General features: G+C 72.3%; 24 protein-coding genes and 1 riboswitch. Of the genes, 14 read left to right on the forward strand and 10 right to left on the reverse strand.

Translation table 11 applies throughout. The features are described 5' to 3' along the window. The 6 genes from ACXVGS_RS10050 to ACXVGS_RS10075 all read left to right on the forward strand — a co-directional run. The coding region (locus ACXVGS_RS10050) for a hypothetical protein (RefSeq protein ID WP_458536910.1) at positions 1 to 2,036 on the forward strand (2,036 nt) is incomplete at its 5' end. A gap of 145 nt (positions 2,037 to 2,181) precedes the next feature. Continuing rightward, a complete protein-coding gene (rpsO, locus tag ACXVGS_RS10055) occupies positions 2,182 to 2,451 on the forward strand; it encodes a 30S ribosomal protein S15 (RefSeq protein ID WP_141787718.1) in 270 nt (89 codons plus the stop codon). A 226-nt stretch (positions 2,452 to 2,677) separates the two neighbouring features. After that, positions 2,678 to 4,912, forward strand: a complete 2,235-nt coding sequence (locus ACXVGS_RS10060; protein WP_458536911.1) for a polyribonucleotide nucleotidyltransferase — start codon at positions 2,678 to 2,680, stop codon at positions 4,910 to 4,912. A gap of 121 nt (positions 4,913 to 5,033) precedes the next feature. Continuing rightward, positions 5,034 to 5,252, forward strand: a complete 219-nt coding sequence (locus ACXVGS_RS10065; RefSeq protein ID WP_458530500.1) for a DUF6191 domain-containing protein — start codon at positions 5,034 to 5,036, stop codon at positions 5,250 to 5,252. 87 nt (positions 5,253 to 5,339) lie between these two features. Beyond that, positions 5,340 to 6,086: a 4-hydroxy-tetrahydrodipicolinate reductase gene (dapB, locus tag ACXVGS_RS10070; RefSeq protein WP_458533161.1), complete on the forward strand. Its 747-nt coding sequence runs from the start codon at positions 5,340 to 5,342 to the stop codon at positions 6,084 to 6,086. Positions 6,087 to 6,090: 4 nt separating this feature from the next. Further along, a complete protein-coding gene (locus ACXVGS_RS10075; RefSeq protein ID WP_458530502.1) occupies positions 6,091 to 6,465 on the forward strand; it encodes a hypothetical protein in 375 nt (124 codons plus the stop codon). A gap of 141 nt (positions 6,466 to 6,606) precedes the next feature. On the opposite strand, the gene ACXVGS_RS10080 is transcribed toward ACXVGS_RS10075, so the two are convergent. Genes ACXVGS_RS10080 through ACXVGS_RS10090 form a run of 3 tightly spaced genes read right to left on the reverse strand, consistent with a single transcriptional unit; the run spans position 6,607 to position 8,197 of the window. Next, positions 6,607 to 6,921, reverse strand: a complete 315-nt coding sequence (locus ACXVGS_RS10080) for an AzlD domain-containing protein (RefSeq protein WP_458536912.1) — start codon at positions 6,919 to 6,921, stop codon at positions 6,607 to 6,609. After that, the gene (locus ACXVGS_RS10085) at positions 6,918 to 7,610 is read right to left on the reverse strand and encodes an AzlC family ABC transporter permease (protein ID WP_458533162.1); all 693 of its coding nucleotides are present in this window, start codon (positions 7,608 to 7,610) and stop codon (positions 6,918 to 6,920) included. The genes ACXVGS_RS10080 and ACXVGS_RS10085 overlap by 4 nt, the downstream gene beginning before the upstream one ends. After that, a complete protein-coding gene (locus ACXVGS_RS10090; protein ID WP_458531703.1) occupies positions 7,607 to 8,197 on the reverse strand; it encodes an N-acetyltransferase family protein in 591 nt (196 codons plus the stop codon). The genes ACXVGS_RS10085 and ACXVGS_RS10090 overlap by 4 nt, the downstream gene beginning before the upstream one ends. 83 nt (positions 8,198 to 8,280) lie before the next feature. Between ACXVGS_RS10090 and paaA the strand changes: the two genes are divergently transcribed. From paaA to paaE, 5 genes are all read left to right on the forward strand, one after another. Beyond that, positions 8,281 to 9,327: a 1,2-phenylacetyl-CoA epoxidase subunit PaaA gene (paaA, locus tag ACXVGS_RS10095; RefSeq protein ID WP_458530506.1), complete on the forward strand. Its 1,047-nt coding sequence runs from the start codon at positions 8,281 to 8,283 to the stop codon at positions 9,325 to 9,327. Further along, positions 9,324 to 9,659 carry a 1,2-phenylacetyl-CoA epoxidase subunit PaaB gene (paaB, locus tag ACXVGS_RS10100; RefSeq protein ID WP_458530507.1) on the forward strand — a complete coding sequence of 112 codons (336 nt, stop codon included), beginning with the start codon at positions 9,324 to 9,326 and terminating at the stop codon, positions 9,657 to 9,659. Before paaA ends, paaB begins: the two co-directional genes overlap by 4 nt. Next, complete coding sequence (gene paaC, locus ACXVGS_RS10105) at positions 9,656 to 10,438, forward strand: 1,2-phenylacetyl-CoA epoxidase subunit PaaC (protein ID WP_458530508.1); 783 nt, start codon at positions 9,656 to 9,658, stop codon at positions 10,436 to 10,438. The genes paaB and paaC overlap by 4 nt, the downstream gene beginning before the upstream one ends. A 62-nt stretch (positions 10,439 to 10,500) precedes the next feature. Next, the gene (gene paaD / locus ACXVGS_RS10110) at positions 10,501 to 11,007 is read left to right on the forward strand and encodes a 1,2-phenylacetyl-CoA epoxidase subunit PaaD (RefSeq protein ID WP_458530521.1); all 507 of its coding nucleotides are present in this window, start codon (positions 10,501 to 10,503) and stop codon (positions 11,005 to 11,007) included. Further along, positions 11,008 to 12,132, forward strand: coding sequence for a 1,2-phenylacetyl-CoA epoxidase subunit PaaE (gene paaE / locus ACXVGS_RS10115; protein ID WP_458530509.1), 1,125 nt, complete (start codon positions 11,008 to 11,010; stop codon positions 12,130 to 12,132). Here the strand turns inward: paaE and ACXVGS_RS10120 are convergent. The 3 genes from ACXVGS_RS10120 to ACXVGS_RS10130 are packed head-to-tail and all read right to left on the reverse strand — an operon-like array spanning position 12,120 to position 13,887. Further along, the gene (locus tag ACXVGS_RS10120; RefSeq protein WP_458531701.1) at positions 12,120 to 12,590 is read right to left on the reverse strand and encodes a hypothetical protein; all 471 of its coding nucleotides are present in this window, start codon (positions 12,588 to 12,590) and stop codon (positions 12,120 to 12,122) included. The two genes, paaE and ACXVGS_RS10120, sit on opposite strands and share 13 nt — an antisense overlap. 26 nt (positions 12,591 to 12,616) lie before the next feature. Beyond that, complete coding sequence (locus ACXVGS_RS10125; RefSeq protein WP_458536913.1) at positions 12,617 to 13,096, reverse strand: dihydrofolate reductase; 480 nt, start codon at positions 13,094 to 13,096, stop codon at positions 12,617 to 12,619. Further along, the gene (locus ACXVGS_RS10130) at positions 13,093 to 13,887 is read right to left on the reverse strand and encodes a thymidylate synthase (protein ID WP_458530512.1); all 795 of its coding nucleotides are present in this window, start codon (positions 13,885 to 13,887) and stop codon (positions 13,093 to 13,095) included. Before ACXVGS_RS10130 ends, ACXVGS_RS10125 begins: the two co-directional genes overlap by 4 nt. 105 nt (positions 13,888 to 13,992) lie before the next feature. Between ACXVGS_RS10130 and dapA the strand changes: the two genes are divergently transcribed. Together dapA and ACXVGS_RS10140 are read left to right on the forward strand one after the other, a co-directional pair. Further along, positions 13,993 to 14,883 carry a 4-hydroxy-tetrahydrodipicolinate synthase gene (dapA, locus tag ACXVGS_RS10135; protein WP_458530513.1) on the forward strand — a complete coding sequence of 297 codons (891 nt, stop codon included), beginning with the start codon at positions 13,993 to 13,995 and terminating at the stop codon, positions 14,881 to 14,883. Further along, complete coding sequence (locus tag ACXVGS_RS10140) at positions 14,880 to 16,565, forward strand: ribonuclease J (RefSeq protein ID WP_458536914.1); 1,686 nt, start codon at positions 14,880 to 14,882, stop codon at positions 16,563 to 16,565. The genes dapA and ACXVGS_RS10140 overlap by 4 nt, the downstream gene beginning before the upstream one ends. A gap of 78 nt (positions 16,566 to 16,643) precedes the next feature. On the opposite strand, the gene ACXVGS_RS10145 is transcribed toward ACXVGS_RS10140, so the two are convergent. From ACXVGS_RS10145 to ACXVGS_RS10155, 3 genes are all read right to left on the reverse strand, one after another. Beyond that, positions 16,644 to 17,597, reverse strand: a complete 954-nt coding sequence (locus ACXVGS_RS10145; RefSeq protein WP_458530515.1) for an aldo/keto reductase — start codon at positions 17,595 to 17,597, stop codon at positions 16,644 to 16,646. Next, positions 17,569 to 17,970 (reverse strand): MerR family transcriptional regulator, encoded by a 402-nt coding sequence (locus ACXVGS_RS10150; protein ID WP_458530516.1) that lies wholly within the window; start codon positions 17,968 to 17,970, stop codon positions 17,569 to 17,571. The genes ACXVGS_RS10145 and ACXVGS_RS10150 overlap by 29 nt, the downstream gene beginning before the upstream one ends. A 73-nt stretch (positions 17,971 to 18,043) precedes the next feature. Then, positions 18,044 to 18,997: a helix-turn-helix domain-containing protein gene (locus ACXVGS_RS10155; RefSeq protein ID WP_458530517.1), complete on the reverse strand. Its 954-nt coding sequence runs from the start codon at positions 18,995 to 18,997 to the stop codon at positions 18,044 to 18,046. A 94-nt stretch (positions 18,998 to 19,091) separates the two neighbouring features. Between ACXVGS_RS10155 and ACXVGS_RS10160 the strand changes: the two genes are divergently transcribed. Beyond that, positions 19,092 to 19,256 (forward strand): hypothetical protein, encoded by a 165-nt coding sequence (locus ACXVGS_RS10160; RefSeq protein WP_458530518.1) that lies wholly within the window; start codon positions 19,092 to 19,094, stop codon positions 19,254 to 19,256. 10 nt (positions 19,257 to 19,266) lie between these two features. On the opposite strand, the gene ACXVGS_RS10165 is transcribed toward ACXVGS_RS10160, so the two are convergent. After that, positions 19,267 to 20,667 carry an aminotransferase class V-fold PLP-dependent enzyme gene (locus tag ACXVGS_RS10165; protein WP_458533319.1) on the reverse strand — a complete coding sequence of 467 codons (1,401 nt, stop codon included), beginning with the start codon at positions 20,665 to 20,667 and terminating at the stop codon, positions 19,267 to 19,269. Positions 20,668 to 20,719: 52 nt separating this feature from the next. Beyond that, a riboswitch (SAM riboswitch) is annotated at positions 20,720 to 20,836 on the reverse strand. Positions 20,837 to 21,015: the final 179 nt, after the last annotated feature.

Below are 21,015 nucleotides of genomic sequence, written 5' to 3' on the forward strand. Positions count from 1 at the left end.
CGGTCCTCGCCGGCTGCCGCGGCGAGGACCGTGCCGTCGCGGCTGCGGGCTTCAGACCCGCGCCGACCGGCGGCCCGTCGTGGGCACCGAAGCCGGCCCCCCACGGCGCCCTGCGGTCCGTCGCGGAGCAGCGGGGTGACCAGCTCCTGCTGCACACCGTGCATGGTGACGTGACCTTCTGGTCCGGGGTCAACCTCGGCAGCACGACGCCGGGGCACAGCCCTGGGGAGCTGGCGATCACCCGCGAGGACTACCGGCGCTGGTTCGACCTCATGGGCCGGATGGGCGTGCGCGTGGTGCGGGTCTACACGATCCACCCGCCGGCGATGTACCAGGAGCTGCTGCGCTACAACCTCGCCCACGCCGCCGCGCCGCTCTACCTCGTCCAGGGTGTCTACCTGCCCGACGAGTCCTACCTGGACAGCCACAACCTCTTCGACCCCGGCCCGACGAGGGCGATGACCGCCGAGATGCGCGACGCCAGCGCGGCCGTCCACGGCGCCCTGCACCGGGACGTGCGTCGCGGCCGGGCCAGCGGCAACTGGACGGCCGACGTCTCGCCGTGGGTGGCCGCGTGGATCGTGGGCGTGGAGTGGGACGGCGAGTCGATCCACGACTCCGACCTGCACAACGCCGACCAGCCGCTGCACCGCGGCCGCTACTTCCGCAACACCGCCGACGCCACCCCGACCGAGCGATGGATCGCCGGCCGCATGGACGAGATGGCCACCGACGAGGCCGCCCGCGGGCTCTCGGCGCCCATCGCCCACGTCAACTGGCCGACCGCCGACCCGCTGCACCACCCGACCGAGCCGCTGCCGCGCGAGGACCTCGACGGCGTCGACGCCAACCACTCGCTCCCGACGGCGGCGTGGCCCGGAGGCACGTTCGCCAGCTACCACGCCTACCCGTACTACCCGGACTTCCAGCGGCACCAGCCGGGCTACCAGACTGTCGGCGACGCCTACAAGGCCTACCTGCTCGACCTCAAGGCCCACCACAAGGGCATGCCCATGATGGTCAGCGAGTTCGGCGTGCCGTCCTCGCTCGGCTCGGCCCACCTGGGCACCAACGGCCGCAGTCAGGGCGACCACAGCGAGCAGCAGGCGCTGGCGACGGACGCCTCGATGCTGCGCATGTTCCAGCAGATCGGCCTGGCCGGCGGCCTGCTCTTCGCCTGGACCGACGAGTGGTTCAAGTTCACCTGGAACACCCTGCCCCGGCAGGCGCCGGTGGACTCCGAGCGCCGGGCGCTCTGGCACGACCCGCTGACCAACGAGCAGCACTTCGGCCTGCTGGCCGAGGACGCCAACGGGGTCGGCCGCCGGGTGCCGTGGGAGGCCCGTCACGGGGTGCAGCAGGTCGCGGTCGACCACAGCGCGTCCTGGCTCTACCTCACCGTCGAGCTCGAGAAGGCGCCGACGGCACCGGTGCGCGTGGGCTTCGACCTCGTCGACGGGGGCCTGCCGCTGCCGGGCTCCACCGGCTCCGGTGCCGAGGACTACGCCGTCACCGTCGACCCGCGTGCGGGGACCGCTCGCATGCTCGTGCGCGGCGACGTCGACCCGGTGCGCCTCGACGGCCTGCCCGCCGCCGCCGTGCCCGCCGCGGACGCCGACGGCTGGTCGCTGGAGCGGATGACCACCAACCGGCCCTACCACCTGCCCGTCACCGGGATCGACGCCCCCGCGGAGTTCCTCAGCGTCGGCACCCTGCGCCGCGGCAGCTGGACCCCCACCGACGCCGGCTTCGACGACCGCTCCACGTGGCAGCTGCAGGGGCGGACCCTGTCGCTGCGGCTGCCCTGGTCGATGCTGGGGCTGGCCGACCCGTCCTCGAAGACCGCGGTCGTCCCGCGAGGCGGGCTGCCGGTCGGGGTGGCGGTCCACGACATCGGGGTCGACATCGACGCCGGTGCGGGGGGCCGGGCCGGCTTCCAGGTCGACTGGGAGGGCTGGAACCGCGTCAGCTACACCGAGCGGGTGAAGACCGGGGTGCAGCCGTTCGTCGACGCCCTCGTCGCCGTCTCCCGCTGACTGCCGCGGCGTCAGGCGCCCCGCGATTAGGGGGGCGCCCGACCCCGCTGCTAACCTTGCTGACTGCCGTGAACCGGCCGCGGATCAGAGAGAGCCCAGGTGAACCAGCCCTGTGGCACCGCGCAACGACACCAGAAGGAGCACTGTGGCCCTCGACGCTGCTGTGAAGAAGGACATCCTCGCCGAATACGCCACCCACGAGGGCGACACCGGCTCCCCCGAGGTGCAGATCGCGATGCTCACGCGTCGCATCAAGGACCTCACCGAGCACGCTCGCGAGCACAAGCACGACCACCACAGCCGGCGCGGCCTGCTCCTGCTGGTCGGCCGCCGCAAGCGCATGCTGCGCTACCTGGAGGCGACCGACATCGAGCGTTACCGCTCGCTGATCAAGCGCCTCGGCCTGCGCCGATAAGACGTCTCACGTGAGGGAGGCGGCCCGCTCCGATGCACCGGAGTCCGGGTCGCCTCCTTTCGCATGAGCGGCCCGTATGAAGGGCCCGGCCCGCGTGCCCCGCGCGCGGACCCAGCCACACGGCATACGGTGCCGGGGGCACCTGCCCCAGGCAGGGCTCACGAAGGAAGCCCGTGCACAACGACGATGCACGTGGTGTTTGTGAATGAGAGAACAGGAGGGCCCAATGGAGGGTCCAGAGATTCAGTTCGCCGAAGCCACCATTGACAACGGCTCGTTCGGCACCCGCACGGTCCGGTTCGAGACCGGTCGCCTGGCCAAGCAGGCCGGCGGCGCCGTTGCCGCCTACCTCGACGACGACACGATGCTGCTGTCGACGACCACGGCCGGCAAGTCCCCCAAGGACCAGTTCGACTTCTTCCCGCTGACGGTGGACGTCGAGGAGCGCATGTACGCCGCGGGCAAGATCCCCGGCTCGTTCTTCCGTCGTGAGGGCCGCCCCTCGACCGACGCGATCCTCACCTGCCGCCTGATCGACCGCCCGCTGCGCCCGACCTTCAAGAAGGGCCTGCGCAACGAGGTCCAGGTCGTCATCACGGTGCTGTCGCTCAACCCCGACCACCAGTACGACGTGCTGGCGATCAACGCCGCGTCGGCCTCCACCCAGATCTCCGGCCTGCCTTTCAGCGGCCCGATCGGTGGCGTCCGCGTCTCGCTGATCGACGGCCAGTGGGTGGCGTTCCCGAACTTCTCCGACATCGAGCGCTCGACCTTCGACATGGTCGTCGCCGGTCGGGTCGTCGGCGACGACGTCGCGATCATGATGGTCGAGGCGGAGTCCACCGAGTCCACCTGGAACCTCGTCAAGAACGAGGGCAAGCAGGCTCCGACCGAGGAGGTCGTGGCCGAGGGTCTCGAGGCGTCCAAGAAGTTCATCAAGGTCCTGTGCGAGGCCCAGGCCGAGCTGGCGAGCAAGTCCGCCAAGGAGGTCCAGGAGTTCCCGATCTTCCTGGACTACCAGGACGACGCGTACGCCGCGGTCGAGGCTGCGGTCTCCGCCGACGTCGCCCAGGCGCTCACCATCGCCGGCAAGCAGGAGCGCGAGTCCCGTCTCGACCAGATCAAGGACGCGATGAAGGCCTCCCTCGCGGAGTCCTTCGAGGGCCGCGAGAAGGAGCTGTCGGCGGCCTACCGCTCGGTGCAGAAGAAGCTGGTCCGCCAGCGGATCCTGCGCGACAAGGTCCGCATCGACGGCCGTGGCCTGGCCGACATCCGCGCCCTCGGCGCCGAGGTCGAGGTCCTGCCGCGCGTGCACGGCTCGGCGATCTTCGAGCGTGGCGAGACCCAGATCATGGGCGTCACCACACTGAACATGCTCCGCATGGAGCAGCAGCTCGACACGCTGTCGCCGACCACGCGCAAGCGCTACATGCACAACTACAACTTCCCGCCCTACAGCACCGGTGAGACCGGCCGCGTCGGCTCGCCGAAGCGCCGCGAGATCGGTCACGGCGCCCTGGCCGAGCGCGCGCTCATGCCGGTCCTTCCGACCCGCGAGGAGTTCCCCTACGCGATCCGTCAGGTGTCCGAGGCCCTCGGCTCCAACGGCTCGACGTCCATGGGCTCGGTCTGCGCCTCGACCCTGGCGCTGATGAACGCCGGTGTGCCGCTGCGCGCCCCGGTCGCGGGCATCGCGATGGGCCTGGTCTCCGACGAGGTCGACGGCGAAACGCAGTACGCCGCACTGACCGACATCCTCGGCGCCGAGGACGCGTTCGGTGACATGGACTTCAAGGTCGCCGGCACGCGCGAGTTCGTCACGGCCATCCAGCTCGACACCAAGCTCGACGGCATCCCCGCCTCGGTGCTGGCCGGCGCGCTGACCCAGGCCCGTGACGCCCGTCTGCACATCCTGGACGTCATGGCCGAGGCCATCGACACCCCGGACGAGATGAGCCCGTTCGCGCCTCGCGTCATCACGGTGAAGGTGCCGGTCGACAAGATCGGCGAGGTCATCGGCCCGAAGGGCAAGATGATCAACCAGATCCAGGAGGACACCGGCGCCGACATCTCCATCGAGGACGACGGCACCGTCTACATCGGTGCCACCGACGGCCCGTCGGCCGAGGCCGCGCGCGCGGCGATCAACGCGATCGCCAACCCGCAGATGCCCGAGGTCGGCGAGCGCTTCCTCGGCACGGTGGTCAAGACGACGACCTTCGGGGCGTTCGTCTCGCTGCTGCCCGGCAAGGACGGCCTGCTGCACATCTCCGAGGTGCGCAAGCTCGTCGGCGGCAAGCGGATCGACTCCGTGGACGACGTCGTCAAGGTGGGCCAGAAGGTCCAGGTCGAGCTCAAGGAGATCGACCCGCGTGGCAAGCTCTCGCTCGCCGCGGTCCTGCCCGAGGGCGACGAGGCCGCGGCCGGTGAGGCCAAGGCCGAGGAGCCCGCGCAGGGCTGACGCCTCCTGAACGACGCCGAGGCCCGGTGCCCCCTCGTGGGGTGCCGGGCCTCGGTGCGTGACAGGCCCCCGCACCCGGGCGCATCCTGAGCACACGGTGCAGCCGGAGAGGGGAGGACGCGTGTTCCGGAACGAGCACGGCGCGGCGGTGGCTGCGACCTTCGAGGAGCTGTCGAGCCTGTTTGCCCCCGGCTTCACCCACGTGGTCGCCGAGCGGCGGCGACGGGAGCTCGACTGCGAGCACCTCGAGGCCGGTGCGCCTCCGCTGGGCGTCGACCTCGACCGGGGCGTCGTCCGCATCACGCCGTCCCCGGACGGGTCGGGGGTGGGTCCGTCCTGACCCGCCCTGCCTCCCGGGGTGCTGGCGGGAGGCCGGGCGGGCAGGCGGGCGTCCGGGCGGCGCGGACCGGTCACTAGGCTGGCCCGCGTGAGCGCGATCAAGGTCTCCGTCATCGGCGCCGACGGGCGCATGGGTTCCGAGGTGTGCCGCGCGGTCGAGGCCGCGGCGGACACCGAGCTCGTGGGCCGCTACGACCACGGGGACGACCTCGGCGACCTCGCCGGCGCCGACGTGGTCGTCGAGTTCTCGGTCCCGGACGCCTCGGCCGCCAACGTGGCGCACTGCGTGGAGCAGGGGGTGCACGTCGTCGTCGGCACGACCGGGTGGAGCGAGGACAAGCTGGCCACCCTGCGCGACCAGGTCGGCGCCCGGCCCGGTGTCGGCGTGCTCATCGCCCCGAACTTCGCGATCGGCGCCATCCTCATGATGAGCTTCGCCCAGCAGGCCGCCCGGTTCTACGAGTCGGTCGAGGTCATCGAGCTGCACCATCCCGACAAGGTCGACGCCCCGTCGGGCACGGCCGCCCGGACCGCCTCGCTGATCGGGGCCGCCCGCCGGGAGGCCGGCCTGGGCGACGTCCCGGACGCGACCACGCACGACCCGGACGGCGCCCGCGGGGCGCGCGTGGACGGCATACCGGTGCATGCGCTCCGGCTGCGGGGGTTGGTCGCGCACCAGGAGGTGCTCTTCGGGGGCACCGGGGAGCTGCTGACCATCCGGCACGACTCCTTCGACCGCGTGAGCTTCATGCCCGGCGTGCTGGAGGGCGTGCGCAAGGTCGCCGACCACCCCGGCGTGACGGTCGGGCTCGAGCACTACCTCGGTCTGGCCTGATCCGTTGCGCGAGAAGACTCGTGAGCGCATCACCGCGCTCGTGCTGTTCGTCGTCCTGGCGTTCTACTCGGTGACCATCGGGTGGCGGGGCGTGCTCCTCGTCACCGACAGCGGTGGCCGGGTCGTGCCGATCCTTCTGGGTGTCGCCGTCGTGCTCATGCCCGTGGTGGCGCTGTGGGCGATCTGGCGGCTGGTGCTGTTCGCCCGTGACGGCTCGGCGATGATGCAGCAGCAGGGCGAGCCGGCGGGACCGCAGGACGACGCATGGCGGGCCCACCTCGTCGAGGCCGAGGCCCACCGCCAGGCGGGGGAGCGGGGCGCCGAGCAGCGCGCCTACCGCGCCGCCGTGCGGGCGTGGCGGGGGAGCCGCTCCGCCTGACCCGGTTGGCACCCGCACGCTCGATCGACGTCGCGCCCGTTTGGGCGCCAGATCGAGCAGAAGGTGCGCCGACGTAGGTCGTGTGTGTGGTGCCCTTGCCAGGGATAACGGGCCCCAGCGAGCTCGCCCGTCAGGCCCCCGTCAGGCGGCGAGGCCGACAGCGCGCAGGGCGCCCGCGGTCGCCGCGGCGAGCACCACCACGACGAGGAACGGTGCGCGCAGCAGCAGCGCGACGACGGCGACGCCGACCCCGGCCGCCCGTGCGTCGAGGCCGAGGGCGTGCCCGGAGGTGAAGGTCTGCACCGCCACGAGGGCGGCGAGCAGGGCGACCGGCAGCAGTCCGGTGATGCGCCGCGTGCGCGGGCCCTCGAGCCAGTGGTGTGGCACGACGTGCCCGGCGTACTTCAGCCCGAACGCCGCGGCGCTGGCGGTCAGCACGGTGGCCCACAGCGTCATGCCGGCACCTCCCGCTCGCGGCGGGGGCGCACCCCGGCGACCACGGCGGTGATGGCGGCGACCAGCACCGGGACCCCGGCGGGGGAGTGCGGCGCCAGGAGCAGGGCGATCACTGCGGCCGCGACGCCCACGGCCTGCGCCTCGCGGGAGCGCAGCCGCGGCCACAACAGGGCCAGGAAGGCGGCCGAGGCTGCGGCGTCCAGGCCGTAGGCCCGGGGGTCGCCAAGCGCGTCCCCGACGAGCGCGCCGGCCAGCGTGGCGAGGTTCCACAGGACGAAGATCGTCACCCCGGTGACCCAGAAGCCGAGGCGGCTGGCCTGGCGCTCGGGCTGGCCGACGGCCACCGCCGTCGACTCGTCGATGGTCAGTTGCGCCGCGGCGACCCGGCGCAGGCCCCGGACGTCGAGCAGCCGCGAGACCTGCAGGGCGTAGAGGCTGTTGCGCAGGCCCAGCATCGAGGACGTGGCGACGGCGGCCACCCCGGAGCCGCCGGCGGCCACGATGCCGACGATCGCGAACTGGGAGCCCCCGGAGAACAGCAGCGTCGACAGGGCCATGGTCTGCCACAGGCTCAGCCCCGAGGCGACCGCGAGCGCCCCGAAGCTGACGCCGTAGGCGCCGGTGGCGAGGCCGACGGACAGGCTCTGGCGGACGACCTGGTTTTGCCGGCGTGGGTGCAGGTCGTTCACGGCGCGCCGAGGTCGGCGACGAGGCGCACCTCGCGCACCGTCCCGCCGTCGGCGTCGACGACCCGGTCGCGCCAGGCGCCGTCGGGCGCCAGGCCCGAGGCGAGCAGGAACTCGCGGCCGCCTTCGTCCTCCTGGAGCAGCCAGATGACCATGCGCTCGAACCCCCCGCCGCGCAGCGTGTCGACGGCGGCGTTGAGCAGCCGGGAGCCGTGCCCCGCGCCCCGGGCCTCGGGGTGGACGCCCATCGCCAGCACCTCACCCGAGGTGCCGCCGCCGTCCGGGTCGGCGGACGGCCCCACCGCGACGAACCCGACGACCTGCTCTCCGGCGCAGGCGACCAGCAGCCGGTGCTGCGGTGTCGGTGCCGAGGCGAGGGAGTCGCGCCACACGCGGGCGAACGCCGGCCCCTCGAACTGGTGGAGCACCTCCGGCGGCAGCACGTCGGCGTAGGACTCGCGCCACACGGCGGCCTGGACCAGCCCGACGGCCGGGGCGTCGCTCACCCGGGCCAGGCGCACGCTGGCGTCGGCGACGATGCCGCCCGGCTGGGGCTCGTGCAGGTGCTCGTGGGCGTGGTCGTGGGGCATGGGCCCATCCTCGCACCGGCCAATCGTGTGACACCAAGTCGGCAGGATTGCGCCGACGTGTAACACATCGTCATACTGGAACCATGTATGGCAACGACTTCGTCGACCCCGACGCGCCGCTCAACGCCGCCGAGTCCGGCGACGTGGAGCAGGCCGCTGCGCACGTGGACCGGCGCGGCGAGGTGGGGCCGGACTTCGATGCGCTGATCGCCGCCGACCAGCGCATCGAGCCGCGCGACGACATGCCCGAGGCCTACCGCAAGACCCTGATCCGCCAGATCGCCCAGCACGCGCACTCCGAGATCATCGGCATGCAGCCCGAGGGCAACTGGATCACCCGCGCGCCGAGCCTGCGCCGCAAGGCCATCCTCATGGCCAAGGTGCAGGACGAGGCCGGCCACGGGCTCTACCTCTACAGCGCCGCCGAGACCCTCGGGATCGACCGGGCCGAGCTGCTCGACATGCTGCACACCGGCCGGCAGAAGTACTCCTCGATCTTCAACTACCCGACCCTGACCTGGGCCGACTGCGGGGCGATCGGCTGGCTCGTCGACGGCGCCGCGATCATGAACCAGGTGCCGCTGTGCCGCTGCTCCTACGGCCCCTACGCCCGCGCGATGATCCGGGTCTGCAAGGAGGAGTCGTTCCACCAGCGGCAGGGCTTCGAGATCCTGTGGACGCTGACCCGGGGCACCGACGCCCAGAAGGCCATGGCCCAGGACGCCGCCGACCGCTGGTGGTGGCCGGCGCTGATGATGTTCGGCCCGCCGGACACCGGTGAGGCCGCCAAGGGCGGGCACACCGAGCAGTCGATGGCGTGGGGCATCAAGCGGTTCAGCAACGACGACCTGCGCCAGAAGTTCGTCGACATGACCGTCCCGCAGGCGCAGAAGCTCGGCCTGACGCTGCCCGACCCCGACCTGCGCTTCAACGAGGAGACCGGCCACTGGGACTTCGGCCCGATCGACTGGGACGAGTTCTGGCGGGTGCTGCGCGGCGACGGCCCGTGCAACGCCGAGCGGGTCAGCTGGCGCGTCCGCGCCCACGAGGACGGTGCGTGGGTGCGCGAGGCCGCCAACGCATATGCCGCGAAGCAGGCCCGCGCCCACGCCGAGGAGAGCGCTGCATGAGCATCCCGACCCCGAACGACCGCTCCGGCGACGCCGTGCCGGTGACGCCCGAGCGCAGCTGGCCGCTGTGGGAGGTCTTCGTGCGCGGCAAGCGCGGGCTCTCCCACGTCCACGTCGGCTCGCTGCACGGCCCCGACGCGCAGATGGCGCTACGCAACGCCCGCGACCTCTACACCCGCCGCCAGGAGGGCGTCTCGATCTGGGTGGTGCGCTCCAGCGACATCACCGCGAGCAGCCCCGACGAGCGTGACTCGTTCTTCGACCCGGCGGCCGACAAGGTCTACCGCCACCCGACCTTCTACGACGTGCCCGAGGACGTCGAGTACCTATGAGCACCCCCACGACGGACCTCACCGCCTCCCAGCTCACCGCCCGCTACGCCCTCCAGCTCGGCGACGACGCCCTCGTCTACGCCCAGCGCCTGGGGGAGTGGATCAGCCGCGCCCCGCAGATCGAGGAGGACATGGCCCTGGGCAACATCGGCCTGGACCTGCTGGGCCAGGCGCGGGTGCTGCTCAGCCACGCCGGCTCGCTCGACGGCACCGGCCGCAGCGAGGACGACCTGGCCTACTTCCGCGACGAGCGCGAGTTCCGCAACGTCCACCTCGTCGAGCAGGAGCGCAGCGACTTCGGCTTCGAGATGGCGCGCCTGCTGTGGTTCTCCGCCTACCAGGCCGAGCTGTATGCCGTGCTGGCCACCTCCGCGGACGAGGTCGTGCAGGGCGTCGCGCTCAAGGCCGTCAAGGAGGTCGACTACCACCGCGACCACGCGACCCAGTGGGTCCTGCGCCTCGGCGACGGCACGGCCGAGTCACACGAGCGGATGCAGGACGCGCTGACCCGTGTCGCGCCCTACGTCGCCGAGCTGTTCGACGACGACCCGGTGAGCGTCGCCGCCGCCGAGGCCGGCGTCGGTGCACGCCCAAAGTCGTTGTGGGACAATGCTTTTGCCTACGTCAGCCGCGTGGTCTCGCAGGCCACGCTCGTGCTGCCCGAGCAGTCGACCTGGCGCTCCCGTGGCGGTCGTGACGGCATCCACTCCCGTCCGATGGGCTACCTCCTGGCGGAGATGCAGCACATCGCCCGATCCCACCCCGGAGCGACCTGGTGAGCACCGTCCTGCCCGTGACCACGACCGACCTGACCGCCCCCGAGGCCGGGGTCACCCTCGACCTGCCCGCCTCGCGGGCCCTCGACACGCTGGTCGGCCGGGCCATCGCGGACGTGCCCGACCCGGAGGTCCCGGTGGTCACCATCGAGGACCTCGGCATCCTGCGCGAGGTCACGGTCGACGAGGCCGAGCACCTCGTGCAGGTCGTGATCACCCCGACCTACTCCGGCTGCCCGGCGATGGACGCCATCCGCGTGCGGATCGAGCACGTCGCCGCCCGCGAGGGCTACACCGCCTCGGTCACCACCAGGCTGGCCCCCGCGTGGACCACCGACTGGATGAGTGAGGAGGGCAGGGCCAAGCTCGCCGAGTTCGGCATCGCCCCGCCCGGCCAGCGCGCGGCGGCCGCCGGGCCGGTCGGCGTCGGCCTGTCCGTGCGCCAGGTGGCCTGCCCGCGGTGCGGGTCCTCGGCCACCGAGGAGATCTCCCATTTCGGGTCCACCGCCTGCAAGGCGCTGCGGCGCTGCACCGCCTGCGGCGAGCCGTTCGACGAGTTCAAGGCGATCTGAGTGGCCGGCCTGATCAGCAAGCCGGCGCGCCCGCGCGCCCGCTTTCACACCCTCACCGTCGCCGACGTCGAGCGGCTCACCGACGACGCCGTCGCGGTGTCCTTCGACGTGCCCGGGGACCGGGCCGCGGAGTTCGCCTTCGAGCCGGGCCAGCACCTGACGCTGCGCGCGACGATCAACGGCGAGGACGTGCGCCGCTCCTACTCCATCTGCCTGCCGCGGTCCGAGGCGCTGCGCCGCGGTCAGGTCCGCGTCGCGGCGGCCCGGGTCGACGGCGGCCTGATGTCGACGTGGCTGGGGGAGTCGGTCAAGCCCGGTGACGAGATCGAGGTGATGACCCCGCTCGGTGGGTTCACCTGCCCGACCGAGCCGGACGGCATACGGCACCATGTCGCGGTGGCCGCGGGCAGCGGCATCACGCCGGTGATCTCGCTGCTGTCCACCGCGCTGGAGGAGGAGCCGCGCTCGCGGGCGACCCTGGTCCTGGGCAACCGGCGGACGAGCTCGATCATGTTCCTCGAGGAGCTCGAGGACCTCAAGAACCGCTATCCCGGGCGCTTCCACCTCATCAACGTCCTCTCGCGCGAGGCGCAGGACGTCGAGCTGTTCACCGGGCGCATCGACCGCGACAAGCTGGAGCGGCTGTTCGCCACGATCCTGCCGGTCGACACCGTCGACGAGTGGTACCTGTGCGGGCCCTTCGGCCTGGTCGAGACGTCGCGGGAGCTGCTCGGCGAGTTGGGTGTCGACCCCCACCACGTGCACCACGAGGTGTTCCACGTCGACGCGCCGGGGGAGCCCACCGGCATTCGCCCGGTCGTGCAGGCCGAGCCCGGTGCCCCGCCGGAGGCCGTGGTGACGGTCAACCTCGACGGCCGCTCGACGGTCATCGAGATGCCCTCGCGCGAGGAGACCATCCTCGCGGCGACGCTGCGGGCGCGCCCGGACGCGCCGTACAGCTGCACCGGCGGCGTGTGCGGCACCTGCCGGGCGCGGGTCGTCGACGGCGAGGTGCGGATGGAGCGCAACTACGCCCTCGAGCCCGAGGAGGTCGCGGCCGGGATCGTGCTGGCCTGCCAGGCCCACCCGGTCACCGACGCGGTCTCCCTGGACTACGACGCCTGAGCCGTCTCCGCTCTCAGGCGGCGGACGGACCAGTGCGTCACGGCAAACGCGACAGGGGTGGCGATGACTGCCACGACGAGGCCGAAGCCGAGGTAGAACCTCACCTCTGCGGCGCCCGCGCCGCCGGTGAGGACGGCGTCGGCCGCCAGGGCGAGGAGGGCCAGGCCTGCGGTGCCCACTGCCGTGGTCAGCGCACCCTGCCCGGCGACGCGCCGGGTGGCCACCTGGGGCTCGCGGGCCAGGAGGCGGGCCGTGACGGCTGCGGTCCCCACGCCGAGCAGGGCCCCGAGGAGCAGTCCGGCGCCCAGGCCGACGTCCAGTCCCGGGGGGATGCCGGACTCCAGCCCGGGACCACCGCTGCCCTCGCCCCCGGACACCACGCACCAGCCGAGCAGCCCTCCCGTGACCGGGCCCGTCACGAGCGCACCGACGATGATGCGGGCCACGAAACTGGTCATCCGCCTCCCCCACGGTGAGTCATGGCTCAGTCGCGCCAGGTGCGCTGGTAGGTGACGAACGCGAAGCCCTCGCGCTGGTCACGCGCGGTCTCGGACCAGTCGGCGCCGTCGACCTCGGGGAAGAGCGTGTCGCCCTCGGGGGACTGCTCGACCTCGGTGAGCAGCAGGCGCGTGGCCACCGGCAGCGCCTCGGCGTAGATCTGCCCTCCGCCGACGACGAAGACCTCGGTGTCACCGTCGGCGACCGCGATGCGCAGCGCCTCCGGCAGCGAGTGGGCCACGGCCACGCCCTCGCGCGACCAGTCCGGCTGCCGGGTGACCACCACGATGCGCCGGCCCGGCAGCGGCCGGCCGATCGAGTCGAACGTGCGCCGGCCCATGACCAGGGTGTGGCCCATGGTCACCGTCTTGAAGTGGGCCAGGTCCTCCGGCAGCCGCCACGGCAGGTCGTTGTCGCGACCGATGACGCGGTTGGCCCCGACCGCGGCGAGAAGGGTGACGCTCATACGGCGATGGGGGCCTTGATGGCCGGGTGCGGGTCGTAGCCGACCAGCTCGACGTCGCCCATCTCGAACTCGTCGATGCCCTTGCGCTCGGGGTTCAGCCGCAGGGTCGGCAGCGGCCGTGGCTCGCGGGTCAGCTGCTCCCGAGCCTGCTCGACGTGGTTGGTGTAGAGGTGGGCGTCGCCGAGGGTGTGCACGAAGTCGCCGACCTCGAGCTCGCAGACCTGGGCCACCATGTGCGTCAGCAGGGCGTAGGAGGCGATGTTGAACGGCACGCCGAGGAAGATGTCGCCCGAGCGCTGGTAGAGCTGGCAGGAGAGCCGGCCGTCGGCGACGTAGAACTGGAACAGCGTGTGGCACGGCGGCAGCGCCATCTGCCCGAGGTCGGCGACGTTCCAGGCGCTGACGATGTGCCGCCGCGAGTCGGGGTTGGTGCGGATGGAGTCGATGACCTGGGCGATCTGGTCGACGTGACCGCCACCGGGAGTGGGCCAGGAGCGCCACTGGTAGCCGTAGACCGGGCCGAGCTCGCCGTCTTCGTCGGCCCACTCGTCCCAGATGCTCACGCCCTGCTCCTGCAGCCAGCGCACGTTGGTGGACCCGCGCAGGAACCACAGCAGCTCCCCGACCACGGACTTCAGGTGCAGCCGCTTGGTCGTCACCGCAGGGAAGCCCTCGGAGAGGTCGAAGCGCATCTGGTGGCCGAACACGCTCAGCGTGCCGGTGCCGGTGCGGTCGCCCTTGGGCGTGCCGTGGGTCAGGACGTGGTCGAGGAGGTCGAGGTACTGCCGCACGGTGGCAACCTAACACCGGGGGCCGACCCCGGACCGGCGGACGCGGCGGTGCGCCGCGTGCGGGCGGCGCCGCACCCGGCATACCGGAGGCGATAGCCTCACCTCATGCCCGACACGCCCCACTTCGGCACCGTCCTGACCGCCATGGTCACCCCGATGCACCCCGACGGCTCCGTCGACCTCGAGGGCGCGCAGCGGCTGGCCTCGCACCTGGTGGAGCACGGCAACGACGGCCTCGTCGTCAGTGGCACCACCGGAGAGTCCCCGACGACCACCGACCAGGAGAAGGTCGACCTGCTCCGCGCGGTCGTCGAGGCGGTCGGCGACCGGGCGCGCGTCGTGGCCGGCGTCGGCACCAACAACACGGCCCACTCGGTCGAGAGCGCGCAGGCCGCAGCCAAGGCCGGCGCGCACGGGCTGCTCGTGGTGACGCCGTACTACAACAAGCCCCCGCAGGAGGGCGTCCTCGCCCACTTCCGCGCGGTTGCCGACGCCACCGACCTGCCGGTCATGGTCTACGACATCCCGGGCCGGTCCGGCATCCCGATCCACACCGAGACGATGCTGCGCCTGGCCGAGCACGAGCGGATCACGGCGGTCAAGGACGCCAAGGGCGACCTCTTCGCGGCCAGCAAGGTCATGGCCGCCACCGACCTGCAGTGGTACTCCGGCGACGACGTGATCAACCTGGCGCACCTCGCGCAGGGCGCTGTGGGCGTGGTCAGCGTGGTCGGGCACGTCGCAGGAGACCTGTATGCCGAGATGGTCGCCGCCGTGGGTCGGGGGGACCTGCCGCGGGCCATCGACATCCACCGGCGCCTGATCCCCGCGGTCGACGCCGTCATGAACATCACCCAGGGCGCGATCATGGCCAAGGCCGCACTGAAGGAGCTGGGCGTCATCGCCTCGGCTGCCGTGCGCCTGCCGCTGGTCGCAGCCACCGACGACCAGGCCGCCGCCGTGCGGTCCGGTCTTGAACAGTCAGGACTGATTTGAGTCATCCCCACCCCGAGCTGACCACCCCGCCGCCGCTCGCAGAGGACGGCGTCCGCGTCGTCGCGCTCGGCGGACTCGGCGAGGTCGGCCGCAACATGACCGTGATCGAGCACCACGGCCGGTTGCTCATCGTCGACTGCGGCGTGCTCTTCCCCGAGGACCACCACCCCGGCGTCGACCTGATCCTGCCGGACTTCAGCTACATCCAGGACCGCCTCGACGACGTCGACGCGATCGTGCTGACCCACGGCCACGAGGACCACATCGGCGCGGTGCCGTTCCTGCTGCGCCTCAAGGTCGACATCCCGCTGGTCGGCTCGCAGCTGACCCTGGCCCTGGTCGAGGCCAAGCTCAAGGAGCACCGGATCACGCCCTACACCCTGGGCGTCAAGGAGGGGCAGCGCGAGCAGCTCGGCTCCTTCGACTGCGAGTTCGTCGCGGTCAACCACTCGATCCCGGACGCGCTCGCGGTCGCCATCCGCACCTCGGCCGGCACGCTGCTGCACACCGGCGACTTCAAGATGGACCAGCTGCCCCTCGACGGCCGGCTGACCGACCTGCGGGCGTTCGCCCGGCTCGGCGAGGAGGGGGTCGCCCTCTTCCTGACCGACTCGACCAACGCCGAGGTCCCCGGCTTCACCACGCCGGAGAAGGACATCGCCCCGGCCATCGACCGGGTGTTCCAGCAGGCGCAGCGCCGGATCATCGTGGCCTGCTTCTCCTCCCACGTGCACCGCGTGCAGCAGGTCCTCGACGCGGCCTACGCCAACAAGCGCAAGGTCGCCATGGTCGGCCGCTCGATGCTGCGCAACATGGGCATCGCCCAGGAGCTCGGCTACCTGCACGTGCCCGATGGCGTGCTGGTCGACGTCAAGAAGCTCGACGACTACCGCGACGACGAGGTGGTGCTGATCTGCACCGGCTCCCAGGGTGAGCCGATGGCCGCGCTGTCGCGGATGGCCAACCGCGACCACCGGATCAACGTCGGCGAGGGCGACACGGTCGTGCTCGCCTCCTCGCTGATCCCCGGCAACGAGAACGCCGTGTTCCGGGTCATCAACGGCCTGATGCGCCTCGGCGCCGACGTGGTGCACAAGGGCAACGCCAAGGTCCACGTCTCGGGTCACGCCAGCGCCGGCGAGCTGCTCTACTGCTACAACATCGTCAAGCCGCGCAACGTCATGCCGGTCCACGGCGAGTGGCGCCACCTCGTGGCCAACGCCGACCTGGCGGTGGCCACCGGCGTGCCGCGCGAGAACGTCGTTCTGGCCGAGGACGGCGTGGTGGTCGACCTGGTCGACGGCCAGGCCCGGGTCGTGGGCGCGGTCGACTGCGGCTATGTCTACGTCGACGGCTCCTCGGTCGGCGAGACCACCGAGGCGCTGCTGAAGGACCGCCGGATCCTGCGTGACGAGGGCTTCATCTCGATCATCGTGGTGATGGATGCGGCGACCGGCAAGATTGCCGCGGGCCCGGAGATCCAGGCCCGCGGGTTCGCCGAGGACCAGGAGGTGTTCGACCAGGTCCTGCCCAAGATCGAGCAGGCGCTGGCCGAGGCGACCGGCAACGGCGTGAGTGACACCTACCAGCTGCAGCAGATCGTGCGCCGCACGGTCGGCGGCTGGGTCGGTGGCAAGCTGCGCCGGCGCCCGATGATCATCCCGATGGTCATCGAGGCCTGACCCCCGGCCTCACTTCCTGACGGGACACCGCGGTGAGCCGGGCCGCCTCGGCGGCGGCGCGGCATAGCGGTCCCGGCGTCAGTAGCGGGCGCCGACCACCTGCTCGCCCAGCGGGTCGAGCTCGGCGAGGTCCTGGGCGTCGAGGGTGACGTCAAGGGCGGCGACGTTCTGCTCGAGCCACTTCCGGCGCTTGGTGCCGGGGATCGGCGCGAGGGCGACGCCCAGGCGCTCGGCCTGGCCGTGCACCCACGCCAGCGCCACCTGCGCGGGCGCCACGCCCTTGCGCTCTGCGACCGCCTTCACGGCGTCGGCGATGCGCTGGTTGGCCTGACCGGCGTCACCGGTGAACCGGGGGTTGAAGCCGCGGAAGTCCTTCTCGCCCAACGACTTCGGGTCCACCGTGCCGGTGAGGAAGCCTCGCCCGAGCGGGGAGTAGGGCACGAGGCCGACGCCGAGCTCGCGCAGCGTGTCCACGACGTCGGTCTCGGGGTCGCGGGTCCACAGGGAGTACTCCGACTGCACCGCGGTGATCGGGTGCACCGCGTGGGCCCGCCGCAGCAGGTCGTGGTTGACCTCGGACAGGCCGAGGTGGCGCACCTTGCCGGCCTGGACCAGCTCGGCCATCGCGCCGACGGTCTCCTCGATCTCGGCGTTCTGCGGCGGACGGTGCAGGTAGTACAGGTCGATCGTCTCGACGCCCAGTCGCAGCAGCGAGGCGTCGCAGCACTGCCGGACGTAGGCGGCGTCGCCACGGATGGTGCGCGCCCGGTCCCCGCCGGAGCGGTCGATGCCGAACTTCGTCGCGAGCTGCACCTGGTCGCGCCGGTCGTGGATGGCCCGGCCGACGAGCACCTCGTTGTGGCCGGAGCCGTAGACGTCGGCGGTGTCGAGGAAGGTCACGCCGAGCTCGATGGCCCGGTGGATCGTCGCGACCGACTCGTCCCAGTCGCCCTGGCCGTACCACTCGCTCATGCCCATGCAGCCCAGGCCTTGGGCCGAGACGTCAAGCCCGCCGAGGTTCACTCGCTTCATCGCTGTCGTTCCGTTCTGCCGCAAGGCGGCGGTAGTGGTCGATCTTGGTGTCGAGCAGCCCGGAGCAGGCGTCGAGGTCGGCACGCAGCCGGGCCATCCGCTCGCGGTGCTCCTCCAGCAGCGCCAGGCGCTCCTCGATCCCCGAGTCGCTGCGCACGAGCTCGGCGTACTCCCGCATCTGCGCGACCGGCATACCGGTGGCCCGCAGCCGGGTGATGAGCGTGAGCCAGGTCAGGTCGCGCTCGCCGAAGCGACGCCGGCCGTCACTGCCGCGAGGGACCCGGTCCAGCAGACCGATCCGCTCGTACCACCGGAGCGTGTCCTGGCTCAGGCCGACCCGGTCGGCCGCCTGCCGGGTGCTCAGCGCCTGCATGCCCTCGACCCTAGGAGCTGGAGTGCACTCCAACGCAAGTCCCGGCCACGGGCCGGTATGCGGGGTGCCCGCCTCAGGCGCTCAGGGTGCAGAAGGTGCGCCGGTAGGACTGCGGGGACGTGCCGACGATGCGGGTGAAGTGGTGGCGCAGGATCGCCGCCGTGCCCAGGCCGGTCCGAGCGGCGACCTGCTCGACCGAGGCGTCGGTCGTCTCGAGCATCCGGCGCGCCAGCAGCACCCGCTGGCCGGTGACCCACTGGTGCGGCGTCGAGCCGGTCTCGGCCCGGAACCGACGGGCGAAGGTGCGCTCGCTCATCAGTGCGCGCCGGGCCAGCGCGGGGATGGACAGGTCCTGGTCGAGGTGCTCGATGGCCCACTCCAGCACGGGCTGGAGGGTGTCGGCACCGACCTCGGGCACGGGTGACTCGACGTACTGCCGCTGGCCGCCGTCGCGCGTCGGGGGCACGACCATGCGCCGGGCGATGGTCGAGGCGACCCGGGTGCCGTGCTCCTGGCGGACCAGGTGCAGGCAGGCGTCGATGCCGGCGGCGGTGCCGGCCGAGGTGAGCACCGGGCCGTCCTCGACGTAGAGGACGTCGAGCTCGACGTCGATCTGGGGGTACCGCGCGGCGAGGTCGTCCGCGTGGGCCCAGTGGGTAGTGGCGCGCCGCCCGTCGAGCACGCCGGCGGCGGCCAGCACGAACGCACCGGAGCACACGCTCATGACCCGGGCGCCGCGGGCGACCGCGTCACGCAGGGCCTGCAGCAGGGCCTCGGGGTAGGGGCCGGTGTCGATCGCCGGGACGGCAATGAGGTCGGCGCTGGCGAGCCGGTCGAAGCCGTGCTCGGCGCTGATCGAGAAGCCGGTGCGGGTCGGCATCGGCACGCCGGGCTGCTCGGCGCAGATCGCGAAGTCGAACTTCGGCACGCCCTGGTCGGTCCGGTCGATACCGAACACCTCGCAGAGCACGCCGAGCTCGAAGGGGGACAGGTCCGGCAGGACCGGCACGGCGACGTCGCGGAGCATGTCCCCAGCATGGCACCGATCTGGCGGGAAATCGATGTCTCATGACATTTCTGCCACTCGTGGCAGGGATCAGGTCAAGCGCATGATTTCTGCCATGGAACTCCTCATCATGTTTGCCGCACTCGTCGTCATCGCCGTCCTGGCCCCGCGCTTCGGCGCCGACACCCACCGCAGCCGCGAGTGGGACGACCCGATCGAGACCTGGCCGGCCGGCGTCCGCAACCCGCTGCCCAAGCCGCACCGCACCCGTCACCCGTGACGGGCCTCGCTCACCAGGGGCGGGGCAGGGACAGGTCGCGCGGGTCGTGCACCGGCTCCCAGCCGGCGTCGGTCAGCGCATAGTCGAAGGCCGGTCCCTGCTCCGCCAGCCGGCGCACCGCCGACACCAACCGGTCGACGTGCTCCAACGTGTTGGCGAGCCCGACGCTGGCGCGCACCGCGGTCGCCGGGGCGCCCGGACCGTCGAGCAGGGCGTCCACGAGCAGGTGCGCACAGAACTTGCCGTCCCGCACGCCGATCCCGTGCTCGGCCGACAGCGACGCCGACACCAGTGAGCTGTCGACGCCGTCCACCGTGAAGGTCACCACCCCCACCCGGTCGTGCTCCTCACCGAACACCGACCACGTGGTCACGCCCTCGATGACGGCGAGCCCGGACTGCAGGCGCTGCGCCAGGGCCGACTCGTGGGCCTCGATCGCGTCACGGTGGGCCTCGACCGTGGCACACGCGGCGGCCAGGGCGATCGCGCCGATGACGTTGGGGCTGCCCGCCTCGTGCCGGGCCGCCCCCTGGCTCCACTGCACCTCACGCTCGCTGACCCGTGCCGTCGCCCCACCGCCGCGCAGGTAGGGCGCCGCCGCGTCGAGCCAGTCGGCCCGGCCGACCAGGACGCCCGCACCGAAGGGGGCGTAGAGCTTGTGCCCGGAGAACGCCACGTAGTCCACGTCAAGCGCGTCCAGGTCGATGCGCCGGTGCGGGGCGAGCTGCGCGGCGTCCAGGGCCACGCGCGCGGCATACCGGCGGGCGACCTCGGTGACCCGCTCCACGGGCCACAGCTCACCGGTGACGTTGGATGCTCCGGTGACCACGACCAGCCGTGGTCCGTCGCTGGACCGGGCGTGCTCGGCCAGCGCCTCCTCGAGCAGCACCAGGGCGTCCGCCACGCTGCCGGGCACGGGCAGGCGCACGGTTCGCCGCTCGTCCCAGGGCAGCAGCGCCGCGTGGTGCTCGGACTCGAAGACGAACGTCGTGGTGCGCCGGGGCAGCGCCCGTGCCAGGAGGTTGAGCGAGTCGGTGGTGTTGCGGGTGAAGACGACCAGGTCCTCCTCGCGCGCCCCGACGAAGGAGGCCACCTGCTCGCGGGCCTGCTCGTACCACGCGCTGGTCACCTTCGAGGCGTAGCCGTTGCCGCGGTGCACCGAGGAGTAGGTGCGCAGCGCGGCATCGACCGCGGCCTGGACGGACTCCAGTGCCGGGGTGCTCGCCGCGTGGTCGAAGTTGGCGTAGTCCACGACCGTCCGGTGCAGCGTGGGCACGCCCAGGTCGGCGGCCACGGTGCGCGGCAGCGGCGTCAGGAGGTCCTGCGGCAGCGCGGGAACGGGGCGCAGGTGGTCCCGCGGGGCGGGGGCGGGCGCCTGGTGGTGGGTCCGGCTGATGGTGGCGATCGACAACGAAGCTCACTCCTCGGTGGTCCGGTGGACCATCGAGGCCTTCGGGCTCGCCGGTCCGCGCTTGCCGGCACCGCGGGCGCGGGCCGACCGGGTCGTCACCCGGAGCACCCCGCCGCGACAGGAGGGTTGCCGGCCAGCAAGCCGGGGCTTGACGCTGGCACTCATGACCTGGGCTCGACCGTAGCGGCGCCGGCGCGGGCCTGCCCACCTTTCGGGAGTGATGTCCCGGGATGTGAGACCTGGCGACCGGGGCGGCAGCCGGGAGCAGCCCCGGTGACGGGCGCCCGCCACGCGACGCGCCGGAGGCCGGGGCGCGTGTGACGCGTGATGTCGTCGGGGCGATCGCGT

It is taken from the genome of Oryzihumus sp. (assembly GCF_054325275.1).